General features: G+C 39.6%; 15 protein-coding genes. 11 read left to right on the forward strand and 4 right to left on the reverse strand.

All coding sequences use genetic code 11. The features are described 5' to 3' along the window. The first annotated feature begins 4 nt into the window (after positions 1–4). Both GGR21_RS02980 and GGR21_RS21015 read left to right on the forward strand, forming a co-directional pair. Positions 5–2,215 (forward strand): peptidase domain-containing ABC transporter, encoded by a 2,211-nt coding sequence (locus GGR21_RS02980; RefSeq protein WP_183305689.1) that lies wholly within the window; start codon positions 5–7, stop codon positions 2,213–2,215. 3 nt (positions 2,216–2,218) lie between these two features. Next, entirely contained in the window at positions 2,219–2,953 is a 735-nt protein-coding gene (locus GGR21_RS21015; protein WP_183305690.1) for an HlyD family secretion protein, read from the forward strand. Between the two features lie 489 nt (positions 2,954–3,442). On the opposite strand, the gene GGR21_RS02990 is transcribed toward GGR21_RS21015, so the two are convergent. Continuing rightward, complete coding sequence (locus GGR21_RS02990; protein WP_221232891.1) at positions 3,443–4,804, reverse strand: M28 family metallopeptidase; 1,362 nt, start codon at positions 4,802–4,804, stop codon at positions 3,443–3,445. Between the two features lie 371 nt (positions 4,805–5,175). Here GGR21_RS02990 and GGR21_RS02995 point away from each other — a divergent pair, with 371 nt between their 5' ends. After that, the gene (locus GGR21_RS02995; protein ID WP_183305691.1) at positions 5,176–5,985 is read left to right on the forward strand and encodes an AraC family transcriptional regulator; all 810 of its coding nucleotides are present in this window, start codon (positions 5,176–5,178) and stop codon (positions 5,983–5,985) included. A gap of 54 nt (positions 5,986–6,039) precedes the next feature. Next, on the forward strand, positions 6,040–6,900 hold the full coding sequence (locus GGR21_RS03000; RefSeq protein WP_221232893.1) for a carboxymuconolactone decarboxylase family protein: 861 nt from the start codon (positions 6,040–6,042) through the stop codon (positions 6,898–6,900). A 55-nt stretch (positions 6,901–6,955) separates the two neighbouring features. Here GGR21_RS03000 and GGR21_RS03005 read toward each other — a convergent pair whose 3' ends face one another. Continuing rightward, positions 6,956–7,306, reverse strand: a complete 351-nt coding sequence (locus tag GGR21_RS03005) for a winged helix-turn-helix transcriptional regulator (RefSeq protein WP_183305692.1) — start codon at positions 7,304–7,306, stop codon at positions 6,956–6,958. A 136-nt stretch (positions 7,307–7,442) separates the two neighbouring features. Here GGR21_RS03005 and GGR21_RS03010 point away from each other — a divergent pair, with 136 nt between their 5' ends. The 4 genes from GGR21_RS03010 to GGR21_RS03025 all read left to right on the forward strand — a co-directional run bounded on the left by GGR21_RS03010 (position 7,443) and on the right by GGR21_RS03025 (position 14,615). Further along, entirely contained in the window at positions 7,443–8,102 is a 660-nt protein-coding gene (locus GGR21_RS03010; protein WP_183305693.1) for a flavodoxin family protein, read from the forward strand. Positions 8,103–8,537: 435 nt separating this feature from the next. After that, positions 8,538–11,660 (forward strand): SusC/RagA family TonB-linked outer membrane protein, encoded by a 3,123-nt coding sequence (locus tag GGR21_RS03015; protein WP_183305694.1) that lies wholly within the window; start codon positions 8,538–8,540, stop codon positions 11,658–11,660. Between the two features lie 41 nt (positions 11,661–11,701). After that, positions 11,702–13,351, forward strand: coding sequence for a RagB/SusD family nutrient uptake outer membrane protein (locus GGR21_RS03020; protein WP_183305695.1), 1,650 nt, complete (start codon positions 11,702–11,704; stop codon positions 13,349–13,351). Between the two features lie 64 nt (positions 13,352–13,415). After that, positions 13,416–14,615, forward strand: coding sequence for a cation:dicarboxylate symporter family transporter (locus tag GGR21_RS03025; RefSeq protein ID WP_221232895.1), 1,200 nt, complete (start codon positions 13,416–13,418; stop codon positions 14,613–14,615). Between the two features lie 27 nt (positions 14,616–14,642). Here GGR21_RS03025 and GGR21_RS03030 read toward each other — a convergent pair whose 3' ends face one another. Together GGR21_RS03030 and GGR21_RS03035 are read right to left on the reverse strand one after the other, a co-directional pair. Next, positions 14,643–15,761 (reverse strand): helix-turn-helix transcriptional regulator, encoded by a 1,119-nt coding sequence (locus tag GGR21_RS03030; protein ID WP_183305696.1) that lies wholly within the window; start codon positions 15,759–15,761, stop codon positions 14,643–14,645. Then, positions 15,758–16,912 (reverse strand): helix-turn-helix domain-containing protein, encoded by a 1,155-nt coding sequence (locus GGR21_RS03035; RefSeq protein WP_183305697.1) that lies wholly within the window; start codon positions 16,910–16,912, stop codon positions 15,758–15,760. The genes GGR21_RS03030 and GGR21_RS03035 overlap by 4 nt, the downstream gene beginning before the upstream one ends. A 230-nt stretch (positions 16,913–17,142) precedes the next feature. Between GGR21_RS03035 and GGR21_RS03040 the strand changes: the two genes are divergently transcribed. The 3 genes from GGR21_RS03040 (at position 17,143) to GGR21_RS03050 (ending at position 20,845) form a co-directional block, all read left to right on the forward strand. Then, positions 17,143–18,348, forward strand: coding sequence for a hypothetical protein (locus GGR21_RS03040; protein ID WP_183305698.1), 1,206 nt, complete (start codon positions 17,143–17,145; stop codon positions 18,346–18,348). Positions 18,349–18,624: 276 nt separating this feature from the next. Then, the gene (locus GGR21_RS03045) at positions 18,625–19,293 is read left to right on the forward strand and encodes a hypothetical protein (RefSeq protein WP_183305699.1); all 669 of its coding nucleotides are present in this window, start codon (positions 18,625–18,627) and stop codon (positions 19,291–19,293) included. Positions 19,294–19,300: 7 nt separating this feature from the next. Continuing rightward, complete coding sequence (locus GGR21_RS03050) at positions 19,301–20,845, forward strand: hypothetical protein (protein WP_183305700.1); 1,545 nt, start codon at positions 19,301–19,303, stop codon at positions 20,843–20,845. Positions 20,846–21,066 lie beyond the last annotated feature (221 nt).

The raw sequence follows: 21,066 nt of genomic DNA on the forward strand, positions 1-21,066 counted from the left end.
GTATATGAGGAAATTTCCATTTATACAACAACATGATTCGATGGACTGTGGCCCGGCTTGTCTTAAAATGATTTCTTCATTTTATAGTCAAGAGTATTCTATAGAAATTCTTAGGGATTTATGTTGTATAGCCAAAGATGGTGTTTCATTAAAAGGGATTAGTCTGGCTGCCGAAATAATTGGCTTTAAAACTATAGGTGGGCGTCTTACTATCGACAAACTCATGGAAAAAGCCCTGTTACCTTCCATTCTTCATTGGAATCAGGAACACTTTGTGGTCTTATACAGGATTAAGAAAAAGAAAAAAGACATCATTTTTTATATTGCCGATCCCGGCAAAGGACTTTTACAATACAATAAAAAAGATTTTTTAGAACATTGGATCAGTACCAAAACAAATGGAGAAGAAAAAGGTGTAGTCTTACTCTTAGAGCCGACGGAACAGTTTTATAAGCAAGAAGTGGAAAAGCCTGTTAAAGCAAGCGGAAAACTGAAATTCCTTTCCTCCTACTTCAAACGTTATAAGAAATTCTTCGGACAACTCATTATCGGGCTTCTGGTTGGTAGCATATTGCAACTTATATTCCCATTTCTTACCCAAGCCGTCGTCGATATTGGCATCGGTAACAAGGACATCAGTTTTATTTGGCTTATTCTTTTGGCTCAACTAATGTTAATTATTGGGCGGACAAGCATTGACTTTATTCGCCGCAGGATTTTACTTCATATCAGTACTCGCATCAATATTTCCTTGATATCCGATTTTTTTATCAAGTTGATGAAACTTCCGATGAAGTTTTTTGATACAAAATTATTGGGGGATTTGTTACAGCGCATAGAAGACCATAGCCGGATAGAACGCTTTTTGACAGCCCAATCCTTAAACCTTTTATTCTCATTATTTAGTTTTATTGTTTTCGGTATTGTACTTTTTATTTATAACCTGAAAATTTTCTTAGTATTCCTTTTCGGCAGTATCCTATACGGAGTGTGGATACTATTCTTTCTGAAAAAAAGAAAAATACTGGATTATAAGACTTTTGAACAACAAGCCATCAACCGTAGTAAAACCTACCAGTTAATTAATGGTATGCAGGAAATAAAATTACAGGGATGCGAACAACGCAAGCGTTGGGAATGGGAAGACACACAAGCCGACTTGTTCGACGTGAATACACAGTCTCTGTCCTTACAACAGACACAGGAAGCAGGGAGTGTTTGTATCAATGAAGTGAAAAACCTATTGATTACCATATTGGCTGCTACTGCTGTTATACAGGGTGAATTGACGCTGGGTATGATGCTTTCGGTTCAGTATATTATCGGACAGCTTAATTCTCCGGTGGAGCAAATCATGAACTTTATTTACCAATGGCAGGATGTAAGTATCAGCCTCGAAAGGATGAGTGAAATCCACAATAAAGACGATGAAGAAAACAAAGACAAGAATATAAAAAGCCTACAGCCTGATATCTCAAAAGATATAGAGATAAAAGAGCTTGTTTTCCAATACGAAGGGCCATATTCGAAGAAAGTCTTGAATGACATCAACCTAACGATCCCGGAAGGGAAAGTTACTGCTATTGTCGGGGCTAGCGGAAGTGGTAAAACCACATTGATAAAGCTTCTGCTGGGCAATTATTCTCCTGTTGAAGGTACAGTAGATGTTGGGAATGAACCATTAAGTCAATTCAACTTAACATGGTGGCGTACACAATGCGGAGCTGTGATGCAGGATGGTTATATTTTTTCTGAATCAATTGCTAGAAACATTGCTGTTTCAGAAGATGAAATAGACATTAAAAGATTAAGGGATGCCGCTCAGATAGCAAACATAGATGATTTTGTATCCGGCCTGCCATTAGGCTATAATACGGTTGTTGGACAAGAAGGACAAGGTATCAGCCAAGGACAAAGGCAGCGTATTTTAATAGCAAGAGCCGTGTATAAGAATCCTCAGTTTATATTTTTGGATGAAGCTACCAATGCGCTGGATGCTAATAACGAAAAAGTTATACTTGATAACCTGAATGAGTTTTACAAAGGAAAAACAGTAGTGGTTGTAGCCCACCGACTAAGTACGGTAAAGAATGCAGATCAGATTGTCGTTCTGGATAATGGTGAAATTGTGGAAAGGGGAACTCATGAAGAACTGACTAATTTGAGAGGAAAGTATTATCATTTGGTAAAGAACCAGTTGGAACTGGGGAATTAAATTATGACGGAGAATAGTAAAGGCATAGACAAAGCGAAAAACAGAAACAAGGATATCGAATTGCGCAGTGAGAAAGTTCGTAATATCATTGGAAAGATACCTCCTCGTATATTAAGAGTTGGTATTTCTGTTGTATCCTTAACAATAATTGGTGTATTAATACTTGCTTATCTAATTCCATATCCTCAATATAGTATAATATCTGTTCAATTTTATAGTAACCCTTTAGTTCAAACTGTTGAGGCTTTAAATTCAGGTATTTTTTATTCTGATATTGAACGATTAACCATATATAAAGACGAAGAAGTTGGATTAATTAAAAATATAAATGACTCTGTTTTTAAATTATATTCAAAAGTATCAGGGGAGATATTTTTGAATTCGAAGAATGGGGATTATATAGAGAAGAACAAAATATTATTTACAATTATACCAGATACTATACAGTCTGCTTATGCTATAGGATTTGTTATGCCTGAAGAGATAAAAGATATAACTGTAGGACAATTTGTCTATATATCATTAAGTGAAAAATCTATTTCCGGGAAAATTGTGGAAATTTATCCAATTCAAGAAATGAATACTAACAGTGGAAGTAAGGGATTTAAGATAAAAATAGGTTTCTCCACAGATATAGTATATCAAGATAAGAACCTTTTATTTCCAAACACAACATACACAGGTAAGATATTGACTTCAAAAAAGCCCATATTACAAAAGATATTCAATCCCAAATGACTTCTTTTCTGCCTTTCATACAAAACATATTTGTCATATGTGGAATAAAAAATGGCTCAGCACGCATTTTGAGGACATACATTTGCTACCCTTATACTCGCAAATTAAGTATCGATAGAGAATATTGCTAAAATGCTCGGCCATACGAACATTACTACTACTCAAATTTATGCTAAGATATTGAATCAAAAAATTAGAGCCGAGGTAAATAAAGTTAGAAATGAATTTGATGATATGAAAGAGTTTTATGTACAGGAGTAATATTGTGAAACTACAAAATAAAGATGCAATTTAAATAAAAGAACAACAGTTAGGATTGAGATGCTATACTTCAATTCTAACTGTTGTAATATATTATTTTACATCACCATTGTATATTCCATATCCGCCTTTTGGCTGTTTCCGTTCTAAATATTATCTCTGGATAAGTTACATTCCAACTTTTGATGAAATTTTAACTGGCTCTTAATCTTTTGTTTATTCTTGTTTTTACTCGCCCTTGGCAAATACGGCAAGACTTTCGTGTCCTTCTGAATCAATACTTTGTACAGCGAAGAAATAATTATCCTTGCTGTAAGGCAAATGTGCTTCTGTTCCATTTATACGTATTTTCATTTGCCATTGCGATTGGTCGGTTTCACGAATCAAGATGTAATAGCCTGCCGGTTTCTTTCCTTGTTTAGGAGCCTCCCAATGGAGAGTGGAATAGTTGGTAAGTTCAGAGACCTCCTGCCTCACATTCACGGGAGCTGAAGGGGCCAAAGCCAGATTCGCCACAGTAGACAGGTTTACACCCGTATTTTTTCGGAGGTATTCAAAGTCGATTCCTTCTATTTCATCCCCATATTTCACTCCGTTTTCGTTCCGGACATATTGATGGGTTCGGTTATAATTCTCGTGCATTTCGCAGATGCGAACGGCGGCATATCCTTTCCGGCTGAAGGGCGTATGGTCGCCACCCCGGCCGAAGCGGTCATTGCGGTAGATCAGCTTTACAGTTATATTATCCACATAACGCTCTCCGGTTTCTTTGATATAGCGTGCCAATTGTCGCGAAGGACTATCGTTCTCGGCAGAGTTATACACTCGTTCGCGCTTCATTTCGTCGGTTTCGGCAAAGGGGATATTTTCAGAGAAGACACGGAGCAAGGTGTTGTTGTGCGTATCCGTTTCGCTGGCCGTTCCGTTTCCTATCATATCGTTATTGACTACGGCTATCAGGTTCCAGTTTTCACGGCGGGCCATTTCTGCCATGTGTTGTGCCCCGTAAAGTCCGTGTTCTTCGCCGGAGAGAAACATGATCTTCAATGTAACAGGCAGATCGACCTGCGAAAGCAGACGGGTGATCTCCATCAGGCAAGCCACGCCGCTACCGTTATCATTGGCTCCGGGAGCATACCCGATGGAGTCATTTCCGTTCCCATTCCTATTGTCGAAGTGAGCGAGGAGGGCAATTACTCTGTCGTCGTCCGGATTACTTCCCTGTACGGTGGCTACCACGTTACACAAGGTCACTTCTCGTTTGAGGCGGGTTTCCGCTCCTCCAAACGTATAGAACACCTTTTCCACACTGAGCCGTCCACCCGAAGCAGGGATGTATGCATTTACTCGCCGGTACAGGTATTCAGTAGCGGCACCTATTCCCTGTGTGGGATGCGTCATGCTACTGAGGTTATTCCGGTTGTGAAATCCAACCATATCTTGTATCAATGCCTTCATTGTATCAACGGAGATACTATTCACTGCCGCTTCGATAATGGCATCTCTATTTTTAATGGTCGTTTGAGCATAGAGACCGTTCACATACAGGAACAGCCCCATGAGGAAGTATAAATAGCGTGGCGTTTTCATATGATAAGTAGTTACGTTATAATGAACTGCAACAAAAATACATTTATTTCCGTATTATTTAGTGCTTTCGCGCTCCTTAATGCATATCGGATATTTCTACACCGGGCATGCCTGTATCTTTTATTAGATGATTAAAAACCGAATAACAAGAAAGGCATATTCGGAACGAGTGAAACGATCTGTTCCCGTTTCTTTTTAAAAGAATCTTTTTCTATTACGATAATATCCATATTTATTAGGTTTTGCCGACAAATATAGATGAATAAGTAAACGTTTTTTTGAAATCGGCAGCAATAACTTTATCAGGAAGTTATAGACTTTATTTTCAAGTCCAATTTCGATAAAAAGTATAATATGATTAATTTTACATCATGTTGAAAGAATATTCCATATCTGATATATTAGCCTTACCCTCGCAACATGTCTCACATTATACAGGAACATTTGAGGGGACAGAAGACCCTGAAATCGAGTGGGCACACCGTCATTCTTTCTTTTCGTTAGTTTGGTTTACGGAAGGAGCGGGTTTTTATGTGATAGATTTTGAAGAATATGAGATTAAACGGAATAGAGTATTTTTTGTAAGCCCAAAGCAAATCCATAATTGGGATTATTCGGAAAACTGTAAAGGTTATATTATCGCTGTTGACAGTACACTTGGCGAAGAATTGAATCTGAATTATACATTTCCATACATTGACATAAGCGGTAAGACCAAAGATTTACTATCAATAATATTTCCTGATTTAATAGAGAATTTTGATAAACAACAGGATGTAAACATCGACATTCGATATGTTTACCAACTTTGCGAGAGGTTTGCAGAGCAGAATAACGTGCAACACTATGCGAGCAATCCTTATATTGTCAGCTTTAAAAAACTTATTTCAGAAAACCATGTGCAACCGCATGTCATAGATTGGTATGCTGATAAGCTGCATTTACCCGTAGAAGAATTGAACTCCCTCTGTAAAGAATATACAGGAACTACTGCAAAACAATATCTGTTGGATATTCAATTGACCGAAGCGAAACGTCTTTTGTTATACAGCGATCTCAATATAAATGAAATCGCATTTCAGTTGGGCATTGAGGATAGTTCCTATTTCTCCCGTATCTTCAAAAAGAAAACTTCGTATACTCCATCCGACTTTCTGAAAAAGTACCGAAAACAAGAATGAAAGTCCTGCAATGTTGCTCATTTTTTATTCTTCTTTTGTACAAAAGATAGAAAAATGAAGCAATTATTATTAATCATGTCGGCCGTATTGTCGATGTTAAATATGCATGCACAAATGGAAAAGTCTGAGCGTTATACTCGCGGATGGAGTAAATTACAGGAAATAGATGGAGAGGCAGGAGAAAATGTGGTAAATAATTTAGGAATCATTTCTCCTGATTTAGCTCGTTTCATTATTGAATATTCCTTCGGAGATGTTTATAGTCTTAATTTTCTGAATAATAAATCCAAAGAAATCGCAGCTGTATCATCCCTTATCGCACAAGGTGCTACCCCTCAACTGAAAGTCCACCTGAACGGGGCATTGAATTCCGGATGTTTGATAACCGAAGTAAAAGAAATAATCCTGCAAATGTCTGTTTATACAGGATTTCCGGGAAGCATTAATGCCATGAATACTTTCCAAGAAGTATTAAACGAACGGAAGAACAAAGGAATCAATGATTTGGCAGGAAGCATTACGAATCAGGAAACGGATTCATTAAGCCGTTACTCGAAAGGGGCAGAAGCTCTTTCGCTTCTTGATAGTTTACAAGTGCAACACATGGAAAAAGCTTATCGTGATTTTTCTCCCGAATTAGTACAATTCACTTTGGAGTATGCTTTCGCCGATATTCATTCCCGAAAAGGATTGGAAAAGAAGTACCGACAAATTGCAACAGTAGCAGCGCTTGCTACATTGGGAAATGCACCGTCTCAATTAAAATTCCATATAAGCGGAGCATTGAATGTCGGAGTGACCGGGGATGAAATAAAAGAAGTCATGTTGCTAATGACTGTGTATGCAGGATTTCCGGCTGCGATAAACGGAACAAATATTCTGCGAGAGGTAATGGATGAACGCTCTGATAAATAGATCGCAAGTCTATGGATTGTAATTGGAGCAATCTTATGTAGAGAGAATACTATAATTAGCCTAAAATCTTCTTGCGATGCTTCAATCCCCATTCACGTAGCATTTCGATAATGTTGGTTAAAGATTTGGCGTGGTCAGTCAGAAAGTACTCAACTTTAGGAGGAAACGTTTCATAAACAATACGCTCAATAAGTTGATCTTCTGCCATTTCTTTTAGCTCTTTGGATAGCGTTTTGTCCGTTAGTCCGGGAACAGCCCTTACGATTTCTTTAAACCGCTTATTGTTGTGCGACAATGCTATAATGATAGGGATTTTCCATTTACCTGATAATACGGCTAATGCATCAAGAACCGGGAGCATTCTGCGCTTACACTCAGTCATATCCCTTGATTGTTCATTCTCCATAGTTGTATTATTATCCATAATGCGAGTATATTATTGAATACTTTCTTTTTTGATAGTGCTTTCCAAATGGAAAGTAATATCAATTGGATAGTAAATATAGGTAATTTTGCAAGATGATCAATTATAAGTTATGGATATGAAAAAAGTAATAGCAATAAATGGCAGCCCTCGTAAGTCAGGGAACACGACAACCTTGCTGCAAAAAGCATTAGAAGGGGCATGTTCAAATGAAGCCCAAATTGAAATTATTCATTTATATGACCTCAGCTACAAGGGGTGTGTAAGTTGTTTTTCATGCAAACAAAAAAACAGCAAACATTTAGGAATATGTACGATGAAAGACGAATTAACCCCCATTCTGTATAAAATAATGAATTGTAATACTTTAATTTTAGGCTCTCCGATTTATTTTAGTGATGTTACGGGAGAAATGCGTTCTTTCTTAGAAAGACTTCTTTTCATGAATCTATCATACGAAAAACTAAGTTCTGATGGTCGTGGAGGTTCTAACTTCAAAGGTCGGATTAATACAGGATTTATATTTACGATGAATGTGAATCAAGAACAGGCAACATTTTTAAGATATAACAGGATTTTTGAGGGATTACAATCTCTACAACGTCTTCTTAACGGAAAATGGGAGTACATGATGTCTTATGATACTTATCAATTTAAAGATTACTCCAAGTATGCCGTCGAAATTTTTGATGAAGCCAAAAAGAGAAAAGTGCGCGAAGAACAATTTCCTGTTGATGCTCAAAAGGCTTTTGAGATGGGGAAACGGCTAAGTAAATAAAATACTAATGAAGGTTTACATATACAAAATCCATTTATACCATAATCATGCGAGCAAAATACCATATATGCGGTATTTTGCATTTTATTAAATGTATGTTAATTTGTATCGAAATCACTATGATAATATAAGTACGGCAAAAATGAAATCATTTTCTAAACAATCGACCCTTTCTTTTCAGGAGAGCACTAATTCCGGCACATTCTTTTGCCCAGCCCTTTCCGGCTTCGAAAACTTTTCTTCTTTCCGAATGCGAATGTGTTGCTGTTAATGGCAACATAAAATCTGAACTTATCAATTAAACTGTTCGGTCTTATATGGTTGGCAGCTTGTCTGTCAGCTATATGAAATAGAATATCCGTATAAAAAAACGAACACTTCCTTGTCCGACGGCAAATGGCTTTGGAAGTGCTCTTGATAAACATTCATTTATCCATGGTAAAGATAACTAATTTCTTTAAAGGAAGTTATACTTCTTCCTTTTCTGTCAAAAAATGCACCTGCATTTTCCTGGTACTATTCGTCTGTTCACTGGTCATCCATGCCCAGACAACACTAACAGGATATGTCCTTGATGAAAAAACAAAAGAGCCGGTAACCGGAGCGACTATCGTTGAACAGGCTACAACCAACGGAAGCAGTACGGATGCCGACGGCCGATTTGACCTGAAAGTATCCGGCAGGTTTCCACTTAAACTGTCAATCCGTTTAATCGGATATAAAGACCGGGAGGTCATTGTAAAGAATGCAACAGACCCTGTTAACATATATCTTACTGAAGATATAAATGCTCTCAACGAGGTTGTCGTTGTCGGTTATGGAACACAGCGAAGAAAAGAACTAACCGGAGCTGTAGCATCCGTATCCAAAGCGACTCTGGAACAACCGGCTACTTCGGTAAACGAACTTCTGGGAGGGAGTATAGCAGGGCTGAATGTTTCCCAGAATTCAGGGCAGCCCGGAACAGGGTCGGCCATTCGTATCCGTGGCGGGAATTCGATTTATGCAAGCAATGAGCCGTTATATGTGATAGATGGCTTTATATTCTTTAGCGAAAAAAATGCAACTCAGGCAGGCGTAGGTAATATTGATGGAAGTCTCGATCCTTTGGCGGCGATTAATCCTTCGGACATAGAATCGATAGAAGTCTTAAAAGACGTATCGGCAAAAGCTATCTATGGTTCCCGCGGCGCAAACGGAGTAATCCTTGTGACTACAAAAAAAGGTAAACGGGGAGGAAATACCATTCGCTATCAATATACTATAGGCGTAGATAAATCAGCTAAAAAGCTCGATCTGTTAACAGCTAAACAATGGCTCTCAATCCAGAAAGAATATTTCAACGATAAGCCCAGCCTGTATTATAGCCAAGAAGAGCTTGCCCGGTTTGATAAAGGAACAGACTGGCAAAACGCAGTATTGCAGACCGGAATTTCACAAACCCATGAATTATCGGTCAGTGGAGGGGATGAGAAAACCCGTTATCTCATATCAGGAAATTATACAGATCAAAAGGGGATTATCCTTAATTCAGGCTTCAAACGGTTTAGCGGGCGGTTGAATTTAGATAAAGAATTGTATCAGAATCTGAAAGTAGGACTTACCGCCACGGTAAACAGAAGCACACAGGATGCGCTCACTACTTTTGAAGGAGCAAACTATAACGATTCACCTTATTCTCACGGGATAGCCAACTCTCTTACTTATGCCTTATACATGCCTCCGGTATTGTCCATCTACAATGCCGACGGAAGCTACAATTATAAGAATCCGTTCGAATATAGCTATCTGAGTTATTACGGACAGGCTGCAAACCCCGTCTCGGACTTAAAGAATAGTATTGGGCAAACCATAAGCACATCGTTGTTGGGTAATTTCTTTGTCGAATACAATATCCTTAAAGAACTGAAGGCAAAGGTCAATGCTGGAGCAAATACAGATTATATTACACAAAACTATTTTGCCCCACCCTATACGGCATTGGGCCTAAATCAGGATATCCGGGGGATGGGAGCCATTGGAAACAGGCGTACTGATGTTACTCAATATGAGTTTTTACTCTCATTTACAAAACAGCTCAACCCGGTTCACTTTATTGACTTATTAGCCGGATATACTTATCAGAATACGAAAACGGACTTTTCTGTAAGCAAGGCCAATCATCTCGAATCTTTCGATAATCTGGGTACAGGGAATGAACTTCCTCCTATTTCGCGTAAGCAAAAAGCTTCATTCAACTCATTTCTGGGCAGAGCAAATTATACATTGCTGGAGCGGTATAACCTGACCGCAACATACCGTGCAGATAAATCTTCACGTTTCTCGAAAGGCCATGAATGGGGTTATTTCCCTTCTATAGGATTCTCATGGAATGTAAACGAAGAAGAATTCGCAAAGCCTCTTTTCCCGGCATTAAGCACATTAAAACTTCGTTTGACTTATGGAAAAGCTGGCAATCAGGAAATAGACTTCGACGAGTACGAACAATATTTCAATACCGGAAGGTATAATGGTGCTCCGGCTTACGACATGAAAAATCTGGGTAATTCTGATCTTAAATGGGAGACAACGACGGAATACAATGCCGGAATAGATGCCGGATTTTTAAATGACAGATTTACCCTGACAGCTGATGTTTATTATAAAAAGACGCATGATCTACTACTCCGTATACCTGCTCCTTTAGGTTCGGGAACAAGCGAAAAGCAGATTGCCAATATTGGAAATGTTATTAATAAAGGATTTGAGTTCACCTTGAATGCGAAATTAGTAGAGCGAAAAAACTTTTCATGGTCTGCTTCGGCTAATATTGCCCGTAATATAAACCGGATTACAAGCCTGGGCGAATATGATGGATTGACCGAAGGAAATGACCAGGAACAAATCTTACGTGTAGGAGAATCGGTTGGATCTTTCTATGGCTACCGCTTTTTAGGAGTGGTACAATCTGATGAGGATATTTCAAAACTGCCTACAATAGGAGGCCGGACTCCGCAACCCGGAGATGCTAAGTTTGCCGACATAAGTAGTTCTGATGGAAACCCTGATGGCAGGGTAACACCTGAATCTGACCGCGTAGTTTTAGGCAATATTCAACCTGATTTTACCTATGGTTTTTCCTCTTCGGCTTCTTATGGCAACTTCGACTTTTATATTATGTTGCAGGGTTCACAGGGAAATCAGGTTTACAATCTGCTAAGGCGTTACCTTGAACGTCCGAATGATTCCTATAACATGTCGGCGGCATTACTAAATAGCTGGACGGAGGCCAATCCTTCCAATACAATTCCTTACCTCGGTAGCACGCGTGCGACAGAACTGGATAGCCGGTATGTAGAAGATGCTTCATTCCTGAAATTAAGAAATGTGACGCTCGGCTATACAATCCCAATCAAAGTAAATTCCTCTTCAGCGAAAGTGCGTGTTTTCGCTTCTGCACGAAACCTCCTTACGATTACTAAATATAAAGGCTACGACCCGGAAGTTGCCAGTGGTGTAGACCTCGGAATTTACCCTTCTTCCAAAAGTTTTATGGCTGGAGTAAGCCTTACTTTCTGAATAGAAAATCTTGTTATTATAAATCCAAATTGATTGCTAAAATGAAAAAGAATCTGTTTTTTTCAATAGTGCTGTTTGCACTCTTTTCCACTGCATCGTTTTCTTGCAGTGATAATAATGATCCTGACGATGGAGGAGAGAATTCTTCTTCAGTGAAAACCAAAGCAGAAGCCGAGGCTCTTGCCAATGCGGTATATGGCCCGCTACAAACATTATCTTCGTCTTATTCATTCCTGTTGGAATCGGCTACAGAAACTACTATCTCGTTTGAAGAGGTAGACGATTCCAAAGATGGGCCTCAGGTGAGTGTATTTGAAACAACACCGAGCAATTGGTACCCAATCAAGGTGTTTAACCGTTTGTATAAGAGTATAGGTGCGGCAAATCTGGCAATAGAGGAAATTGGCACGGCAAATACCAGCTCGAATCTGACAGAAGCAGATAAAACCCTGTTGGTAGCGCGTTCCAAATTTATCCGTGGTTATAACTATTTCCAGTTGGTACAACTTTTCGGAGAAGTACCCCTGGTACTGACATCTAGCAGTACGGAAAGGACACGAGCATCTATTGATGTAGTGTATGACCAGATTGTTAAAGACCTGACAGATGCTTTACCCAATCTGCCTGAATTCGACAGTAATAAATCCAATCCTTCACAAGGAGCTGCAAACACAATTCTGGCAAAGGTGTATTTAACATGGGGGCAAAAGCCTCTTTCGCAATCTGAGGTTTCTGCGATTTCGGGTACGACCGATCCCACAAAACCGGCCCCCGATACAGAAAAGCTGCAAAAGGCTGTGGAATATGCAAATAAAGTGATAAACAGCGGTAAGTATCAATTATTGGATAGTTATAATGGCATATGGGGTGTGGCTAACGAAAATAATGCTGAAGTCATCTTTTCTATCCATCATGATGGAGATGGAATCGATGCACAAGGCAACCATCAGACACATTGCGGATTCACATGGCCTAAAAGCGCAAGAACCGACCCGCATATAAGCTATGCCGATATTACACTCGAAAACCGTATCCCTGACGCTAATGATACCCGCAAGCTCTTCTCTTATGCAACACGTATAGAGTATACCGATGCCGTAGTGGATACATTGACCTGGCCGGTAAGTATTGTCCGTCCGGGCAAATGGATACATCGGACAACTGACGGAACTAAGGCTCTGGATGAACAGCCGAATAATATCGACCATATCGACTTCCGTTATGCAGAGGTACTACTTATAAAAGCAGAGGCACTGTTTTTCTCGAATAAAGCATCTGAAGCTTTACCTGTTGTAAATGAAATCAGGAGAAGAGCTTTTGGCGGTCATTATGAGCATGGAGGAAAATTATCGACACTCACAAAAGAAGACCTGTACAACGAATGGGACTATGAATTTGCCTTCGAGCAAAAACATTGGGTAAATCTGGTGCGTTGGAGAACGTTGCTATCTCAGGTGAAGAACACCGTACCTAATTATGAATATTATAAACCTGAATATCAGTCGGCTACAACTATCAAGGCTGCATTTCCAGAAATAGCAAATAAGATAAATGCCGCATTCTATGCCCGTGTACATAGCCACCTGCACGCTAAAGTAGATAACTTGCATGGGAAATTCTATCGCTTTCCTATACCACTGAGTGAGGATTATACCAGCTTAGGTATCACTCCTCAGAATCCGGGCTACTAAAAATATTTCTAAAAACAAACCTGTGTTATTGTCTGCTGATAGCACAGGTTTAATTCTTTTATAAATGAAAACTATAATTCTGAAAATAATATCGAATACAACTTTCAGACTGCTTTTGTCGGTCGTTATCGGTATGCTGATCGGCATGTTTGCTAATGAAACCGTAATAAGCGTTATACTCCCCATAAAACATGTATTGGGACAGATCATATTTTTTCTGATACCCCTGCTTATTTTTGGCTTTATCACACCATCAATAACCAGGCTGAAAAGAAATGCATCGAAACTATTAAGTGTTTCCCTGATACTAGCCTATGCCTCGTGTATCGGAAGCGCAACGCTGGCTGCTGTTGTCGGCTATAAGTTGATTCCACTTTTTGACATTGTACCTGCGACAGAGTCTTTGAAAGAGATCCCTGAAATGATATTCCGGCTGGATATACCTCCTCTTATGTCTGTCCTTTCGGCCTTGGTGTTATCGTTCATGTTAGGACTGTCCATAATATGGACAAAGTCGGATAAGATAGAAAGTGCATTGTATGAGTTCCAGAATCTGGTATTTATAATGGTGAAGAGGTTTCTTCTACCGATATTGCCATTGTTTATTGCTGCCAATTTTAGTGTACTGGCATATGAAGGGGCTTTGGCTTCAAGATTGCCTGTCTTTTTTGCAATCCTGATTGTTACCGTTCTTTGCCATATCACATGGATGACTATACTCTATAGTTCGGCAGGCATATATTCACGCAAAAATCCGTGGCATGTGTTGAAGTATTATGGGCCGGTGGTTCTTACAGCTTTAGGAACGCAGTCTTCTGCAGCAAGTCTGGGTGTAGCCATAGAGCAAACAAAAAAGAGTCCTGTACTACGGAATGATATCAGGAATTTTGCAATTCCGTTATTTGGGAATATCCATTTTGTAGGATCAATCCTGGACGTTGTGTTTTTGTCCCTTGCCGTATCTCAATTATTGTACGGAACAATGCCGGGATTGGAGAAGATGCTTGTTTTTATTCCCTTGTTGGGGATATTCGCTATTGCCGCACCGGGATTGCCGGGAGGAACCCTCATAACATCACTGGGACTAATTCATGCTGTTTTAGGTATTGATGAAGCAGGAACGGCATTAATGATCAGTATCTTTGCTCTCCTTGATAGTTTTGGAACGACTCATAATATAACCAGTGACGGCGCTCTGACATTGATTCTTAGTTCGTATGCTGATAGGCATGAACAGAGTTTAAATATTGAAGGACAGGAATAACAACTTCAAATCAGAAAGGACAGTAAATCACTCTAAAACTTCCCTTGTCTTTTTATAACTATTGAAACTTTTAAAACCGACCAGGTATATCAGTTCTTCTTCACTCAGGTCGGCATAAGAGGCGGATTTTTTAATCTTTTCCAACTCTTCCAGTCTGCATTTATTTATATACATGCTAAAACTCAGTTGGTAATTATCATTAATAAACCGGGAGAGATATGTCCTGTTCGTGCCTAGCGACAATGCCAGGTCTGTGATCTTCAGGTTGTAGTCCAGGAATGGCTTTTGCTTTTTTATAAACGACTCAAACTCTTTCTTATTCAGTGACCCGTAATTGCCTGTTTCAGCATCCTTTTCCTGAGTGACTATATCCTCCGCTGTCAGCACATAGTTGTTTGTGAAAATGTTATAGCAGAGGATTATATCGAAAATAAATGCAAAACAGTTAAAAGATATCTTTGTCAGGTACTCGATATTGCTTCCCGGGGCAGATAGGAGGAACAGTACCGGAATCGGGACATAGGTCACCAGGTAAATAAGCAATACCTCGTATATCCAGCGCAGGGAGGAAGCCTCCATATTAGCCGAGTAATGGATAATGCTTTTCCTGTATGTGAGAACCCTCCTGACTGACAAAACAAAATATACTATGATGAATATGCTTCTTATAAGAATCCGTAAATAGTGAAATCCGCAGAACCACTCATAACCGTCCGCTATATATATTTCTTTGGTGGGTAAGCCTACCCTGACTTCGTCCGGGACGAACAGGCTCCATGTCGTATAGGTCAGATATAGTATTACAGGAAAAACATAGTGTTTATACGGGAAAGCCTCGTCTTTGTGAAGTCTTGTAATTAAAAAGATGATGTGGTAAAAGCCTACTGAAGCCAGCAAAACCACCAGATAGAACAATGAGGATATGTTCAGGAATATTCCTATCGCATAGTTTAAGAAGAACGTACATACGTGATACAGTACAAGGATCAGGTAAAAATAGATGGTGTAAATTTGCGTTTTCCTGCTGAGCCCGTTTTCCCCGGACGAATAGATTTGCTTGGCCGATAATAATATGGCACAAAATATTGCAGCGAAAATTGAAATGGAAAAGGCTGCCAAAAGTATTATCTGATCGGGTGTTGTCATATATCGCTTGTTCCCTTGTCTTTCTTACATCTCCAATAACTTCTTACACTTCCGAATCCTGCCTGTTTGCATAATGACTCGATATTTTTCCCCTGGTTTTCGTCCATTTGCAGGAGTTTTTCCATTTCAGCCATGCGCCAGGAGTTTACATATTGCCTGAAATTCATTCCATAAACTTCATTGATAAAGCGGGATAGGTAGCTTTTATTAGTCTTGAATATATCCAGAAGACCGGTAATCTTCAGTTCTGTATCAAGATAGGGCCTGTGGGTAGCAAAATACTGCTCGAATTCTTTCTGATCTATCAGGCTATTGTCCGTTGGCGAATCTTCCTTGTCCCCTGCCTTTAAATCATTCAGGATATCCGTGCGGATATTCATTATATTTCCTCCGCGGGTCATTACGCTGTTGCTGATATCCTGATATACAAATACATAATCCCTCAGTAATGTATGGTATGTCAATAAGGTACATATCAGAGGATGGACAATAACGTATAATACCAGAGAGGTTATGGTTACATTCAGCGCATAAAGCACCATGCATCCGATATATATAAACCTGAAAATGATAAGCCAGTACATCCAATTTATATGTATCTTGCTTTTATCGCCGGAGAATTTCCTGCTCAGCATTTCATGGTACGACCTAACTTTCCGCCAGCTCAGGATTGCATAGAAAAGAACATACAAACTACAGGTAATATGGAAATAGTTTTCCAGATAATGGCCTATATCTCTCAGGGAACCCAGATGCGAGAACTCCCTGTAATAAAACAAGGACTGTACGAGTAACAGCAATATGGGCACATAATAATGGTATACGGATATCGCTTGTTTTTTCCTCTCGCTGGCAGTCATCTCTGATATAAAATGATAAAATAATACCTGCATCAACTGTATTCCCATAGATGATAATGGCAGGATATACCTGAGAATACCTTCCATTATATTGAACATGCCAGAGAAAAACAAAATAGTGAGTGACAAAAGGAAATAAAAAAGCAAAATTATCCTTATACGGTTTTCTTTAGGGGGTAGTTTCTGCCGTAAAGAATAAAAAATCAGACAAAATGATGCCAGGGCCGTTGTAGCCGGAATAAATGATAATACACCATTTATATCACTGAAGTATATACGGACTAATTCCATGACATCGTTGATGTGCCAAATTGTATATTATGAGAAATAAAACCGGAGTAAAATTACATATAAAATTCAATATAAGAATAGTTTATAACTATTTTACGTTTTGTCACATCAAATATTTTACGCAAATACAAATTTAGTTTTACTATTTACAACAATTTTGCATCGAATTTTAAAACCAGTTGAAGATAATCACTTTTGAAGCCGTTTTTAGGCCTTAACTATTATATAATATGATAATTAAAAATAAAAAAATCCTTTTTCATTTAATCTTTTTATTCTTTTCTATCAGTCTCGCAAATTTACAGGCTCAGGTAACGATAGGTTCCGGTGCTGAACCTCAGAATGGAGCCCTCCTTCAACTAAAGGAAACGGAAAACGAGAATGATAACTCTGTCAGGGGATTACTCTATCCCCGCGTATCACTTTTTAAAGCAAATGAACTATTCCCGATGTACGGTATGCCCGGTAATGAAAACGCAACCTACACAACAGATAAAGCGACAGTGAATAAATCTCATATCGGTTTGGTCGTATTCAATACAACAGACAATCCAACTCAAACACAAGAAAGAGACGTTTTCACTCCGGGCCTGTATATCTGGGATGGCAGTTTATGGAAGAGGATGGACACCAGATTAGTTGTCACCCCGGAAATCCAGGAACTAAAGTGCGCCAGTGCCACTTTATCCCCAGCGCAGTATCAGGCGGGTACGCCTTATTCCGGAACACTGATAATACCATATATTGGAGGTAATGGCGGAGAATACAGTTCGCATACGATTTCTACAACGAACGGCCTGACCGCAACATTGCAACCCGGAAATTTAGCTGTAGGTAACGGCTCTCTGTATTATAGCGTTGAAGGTACGCCTATAGAATCATCACCTGTAACAACCGAATTTGTAATAGCTGATTTCCTGGAACAAAATTGTTCCGCTATAGTTGGGGATGTAAAAAATATTAAAGTAATGGAATATGCAAGATCCGTTGTTGCTCTTCCGGGAACTCTAAGCATGGGTCAAGATTTCTATGCAACTCCCATTACAATGGGAAACCTGAATATCCGGTATGTAGGCTGGAACTATTTATTAGGAGGAAGTGGAGAAGGTTTTCAACTATCGACGAATGTCGATACACATTTAAGTTACTATTATGACAAAGCCGGATCAGGAGGGCATTACAGCCTCTGGGGTAAGAAATCGCTGAGGACGGGCACATGGATGGCTCTGGATAGAGGGGACAATGTTTACCAGAGTAGCAGCACTGCTTATACAATAAGTTCGATCAACAGGGATTTCGCCGTATTATTAGTATCTCTTCACAATACGCAGGAAGTTTACAGGGTAACATTTAATATAAACGGAGAGATAGCGGCCTCAAATGGCATTCCGGGAATTCCTGCTACACTGACTACCTTTATTGAAAGGCTGGAATAAACCGGTTTCCGGGATATCTTATTTCTTTACCTCTGATAACGCCAATCTGTAATTTTTAAGTTTGTCTTGCATGAAACATCAGTACCCGTCAGGGAGATATTGCTTATAATTTTTAATATTTGTTTGTCTTCTATTTGTCTCATACTTACTTATTCCTGTCCGCCACTTGTGAAAGCAGCCGGCACGGGACTTGGAGGGTATTGATGTTTTTAGATGGAATAATGCAATGACTTATAACAATCTTTTAAATATATAAACTAAACAGAATTAAACGACATGAAACTAGCAAACTTTAAACAAAAGCACTGTATATGGACAATATTCAGAATGTTGCTGTTACTGGGTATATTTTCCTTTCCACAGACTATACTCGCCCAAGTAACAATCGGATCGGGAGAGCCTCCTCACGAAAAAGCACTCCTTGACTTGAAAGAACATGCGGACGGAACGGCTTCCAAAGGGTTGATATTGCCCCGTGTATCACTTCTTTCAGCCAGTGATTATTTTGGAATAACGGATCATACGAAAGGAACAATCGTGTATAATACCAATACTTCTGATTCATCGGTCTCTATTGAAAACAGGGTGTCAGCAGGCTTTTATTATAATAACGGGTCCCGATGGGAAAAACTATACTTAGGATATACCAACTGGTTTTATATGCCTTCCATCGTTTTCGACACATCATCCACCGGACTCCAGTCGGCAAAGAACCTCTATCAGTTTTACATAAACCAGTTTAAAACGCCGAAGTTTGTAAGTCCGGGGGCTCCACCCTCTATACCGTACCTGCCTCTTGCAACCGACCTGTACTACTATATAACCGATTATGATGAAGATGTTTTTGAGATCGTATCTTTAACCGACGAGGGTATATTAACCTATAAAGTGAAACAGGCAGCCTCGGATTACTCGCTGATCGATATTGTTTTTGTTTTAAAATAAGTGTCTTATGAAAAACAAATCTGTAATTATATGGATGGTCTTGATATTGGTATCTTTAGGCCTGTCACAGGCAAAAGCACAATCGATATACGGCGATTTTCCTTATTACCAGAGTTTTCGTACTTCAGGTCAACCCGGCGAAATAGAAAAAGCGACACCACAGGGAGGAAAAGCTAATGCTGCAACTTTCACTACCGACGGCTTACGGTTAACGCCGGCAACAGCCCAACAATTCGGCGCGGTCTTTATAAAAAACAAGCAATTTCAATCTATACAGGGAATCCGGATAGAGTTTGAATATGTAATGTACAGCGGAAACGGAGCCGATGGCATGAGTGTATTCCTTTTCGATGCAAGCGTAGCTATTCCTACTATCGGGGCTGCCGGGTGCGGACTCGGTTATGCTTATAACCGGGCGAATAATAACTATAGTGCTTCCAGGGCTACAGGATTAAGCGGTGCCTACCTGGGAATTGCCCTGGATTCTTACGGGAACTTCAAGCAAAGGAGGTTCCAGGGAGAAGCCCGGGTAAACGGGATACCCGATCTTACCACCAGTACCAGCGACCTCTATACCAGCAATGTTACATTACGTGGAGCCCGGGGTGGAAGTGTGCAGGCTTCACAATTTTCTTCAACAGGCGGAATGGGAGCCGGCTATACCGGTTATCCCATATTGATCAGCCAGCCGACAAAAGGAGAAAACAGCCCGGGCTGGAAACTCAATGATACAGGCGGGGCTTATTCTTCCATAAACACATATAAGGGGAACTTCGATTTAAGGGGCGGCCAGAATTCTTACCGGAAAGCGATCATCGAACTTTTTCCGGATGCGGGTGCAAACGGATTCCTGGTGACGGTCAGTATACAGCATGAACAGGATACTACAATTATTATCGACGGTTACCATTACAAAGAATCCCTACAATATGCGGAAAATGCCTATACTTCTGCCGGGGATTATAATACCACTAATCCTAACCCTACAAGCGTTACCAGCACTCTGGCCGCCTCCATCCCTGATTTCTTCCGTATCGGTTTTGCCGCCAGTACGGGAGAATCTACAGATATCCATTTATTGAGGGAGTTGAAAATCACCCTACCGGGTTCAGCTGAAGCGAATGATGATCATGCTTCGACATACAAGGGAGTGTCAGTTACTATTGACCCACTGTCCAATGACATAGGATATACCGGACATATTGTACAAAAAATGACAGGGGACACGAACAACCTCGATCCATCTTCATTCCGTTTCTGTGATGAATCCGGAGCTGAAATAGGTGTGCCCTATGCAGACGGGGTGTCTTATAGTGCCGCAATTGGTATCTGGCAGTTTGATTTTGCTACAAAAAAACTGACTTTTACCCCGGCGGGCAGTTTTATAGGAGAAGCTTCAGTAAAGTATAATATCAAAGCCGGGTTGAATAATGAAGTGCCGTATAATGACGATGCTTACCGCTCCCTGCCTACCACGGTAAGGGTAGATGTCGTTCCCGGAAAAGCTGTAATTTCCAACCGGATGGTTACGGGAAAAATAGAAATCAATTAATCCAATCTTAATGCCTGATATATGAATATTATCAAATGAGTATCACCCTTCCCTCCGCTCACTCCGGAGGGATTATTTATCTTCATACAGGGTTGTCCGTGCTTGTGATAAGGAAAAGGCAACCCGCTTTTATAAAAGAACCGGATATAAGACAGTTAAAGGATAATTATATAACTATATTTTACATTATGACAGAGACTATTTAACAAATATGTAATCAC

The sequence above is a fragment of the Dysgonomonas hofstadii genome, assembly GCF_014196915.1.
Lineage (GTDB): Bacteria > Bacteroidota > Bacteroidia > Bacteroidales > Dysgonomonadaceae > Dysgonomonas > Dysgonomonas hofstadii.

What these genes read in the sequence shown, in the direction of transcription:
- GGR21_RS03040 (WP_183305698.1), top strand. Translation starts at nt 17,143, where the DNA reads ATGATAATTAAAAATAAAAAAATCCTTTTTCATTTAATCTTTTTATTC.
- GGR21_RS03015 (WP_183305694.1), top strand. Translation starts at nt 8,538, where the DNA reads ATGGTAAAGATAACTAATTTCTTTAAAGGAAGTTATACTTCTTCCTTT.
- GGR21_RS02990 (WP_221232891.1), bottom strand. Translation starts at nt 4,804, where the DNA reads ATGAAAACGCCACGCTATTTATACTTCCTCATGGGGCTGTTCCTGTAT.
- GGR21_RS03030 (WP_183305696.1), bottom strand. Translation starts at nt 15,761, where the DNA reads ATGACAACACCCGATCAGATAATACTTTTGGCAGCCTTTTCCATTTCA.
- GGR21_RS03010 (WP_183305693.1), top strand. Translation starts at nt 7,443, where the DNA reads ATGAAAAAAGTAATAGCAATAAATGGCAGCCCTCGTAAGTCAGGGAAC.
- GGR21_RS21015 (WP_183305690.1), top strand. Translation starts at nt 2,219, where the DNA reads ATGACGGAGAATAGTAAAGGCATAGACAAAGCGAAAAACAGAAACAAG.
- GGR21_RS03025 (WP_221232895.1), top strand. Translation starts at nt 13,416, where the DNA reads ATGAAAACTATAATTCTGAAAATAATATCGAATACAACTTTCAGACTG.
- GGR21_RS03050 (WP_183305700.1), top strand. Translation starts at nt 19,301, where the DNA reads ATGAAAAACAAATCTGTAATTATATGGATGGTCTTGATATTGGTATCT.
- GGR21_RS02995 (WP_183305691.1), top strand. Translation starts at nt 5,176, where the DNA reads ATGTTGAAAGAATATTCCATATCTGATATATTAGCCTTACCCTCGCAA.
- GGR21_RS03005 (WP_183305692.1), bottom strand. Translation starts at nt 7,306, where the DNA reads ATGGAGAATGAACAATCAAGGGATATGACTGAGTGTAAGCGCAGAATG.
- GGR21_RS03020 (WP_183305695.1), top strand. Translation starts at nt 11,702, where the DNA reads ATGAAAAAGAATCTGTTTTTTTCAATAGTGCTGTTTGCACTCTTTTCC.
- GGR21_RS03035 (WP_183305697.1), bottom strand. Translation starts at nt 16,912, where the DNA reads ATGGAATTAGTCCGTATATACTTCAGTGATATAAATGGTGTATTATCA.
- GGR21_RS03000 (WP_221232893.1), top strand. Translation starts at nt 6,040, where the DNA reads ATGAAGCAATTATTATTAATCATGTCGGCCGTATTGTCGATGTTAAAT.
- GGR21_RS02980 (WP_183305689.1), top strand. Translation starts at nt 5, where the DNA reads ATGAGGAAATTTCCATTTATACAACAACATGATTCGATGGACTGTGGC.
- GGR21_RS03045 (WP_183305699.1), top strand. Translation starts at nt 18,625, where the DNA reads ATGAAACTAGCAAACTTTAAACAAAAGCACTGTATATGGACAATATTC.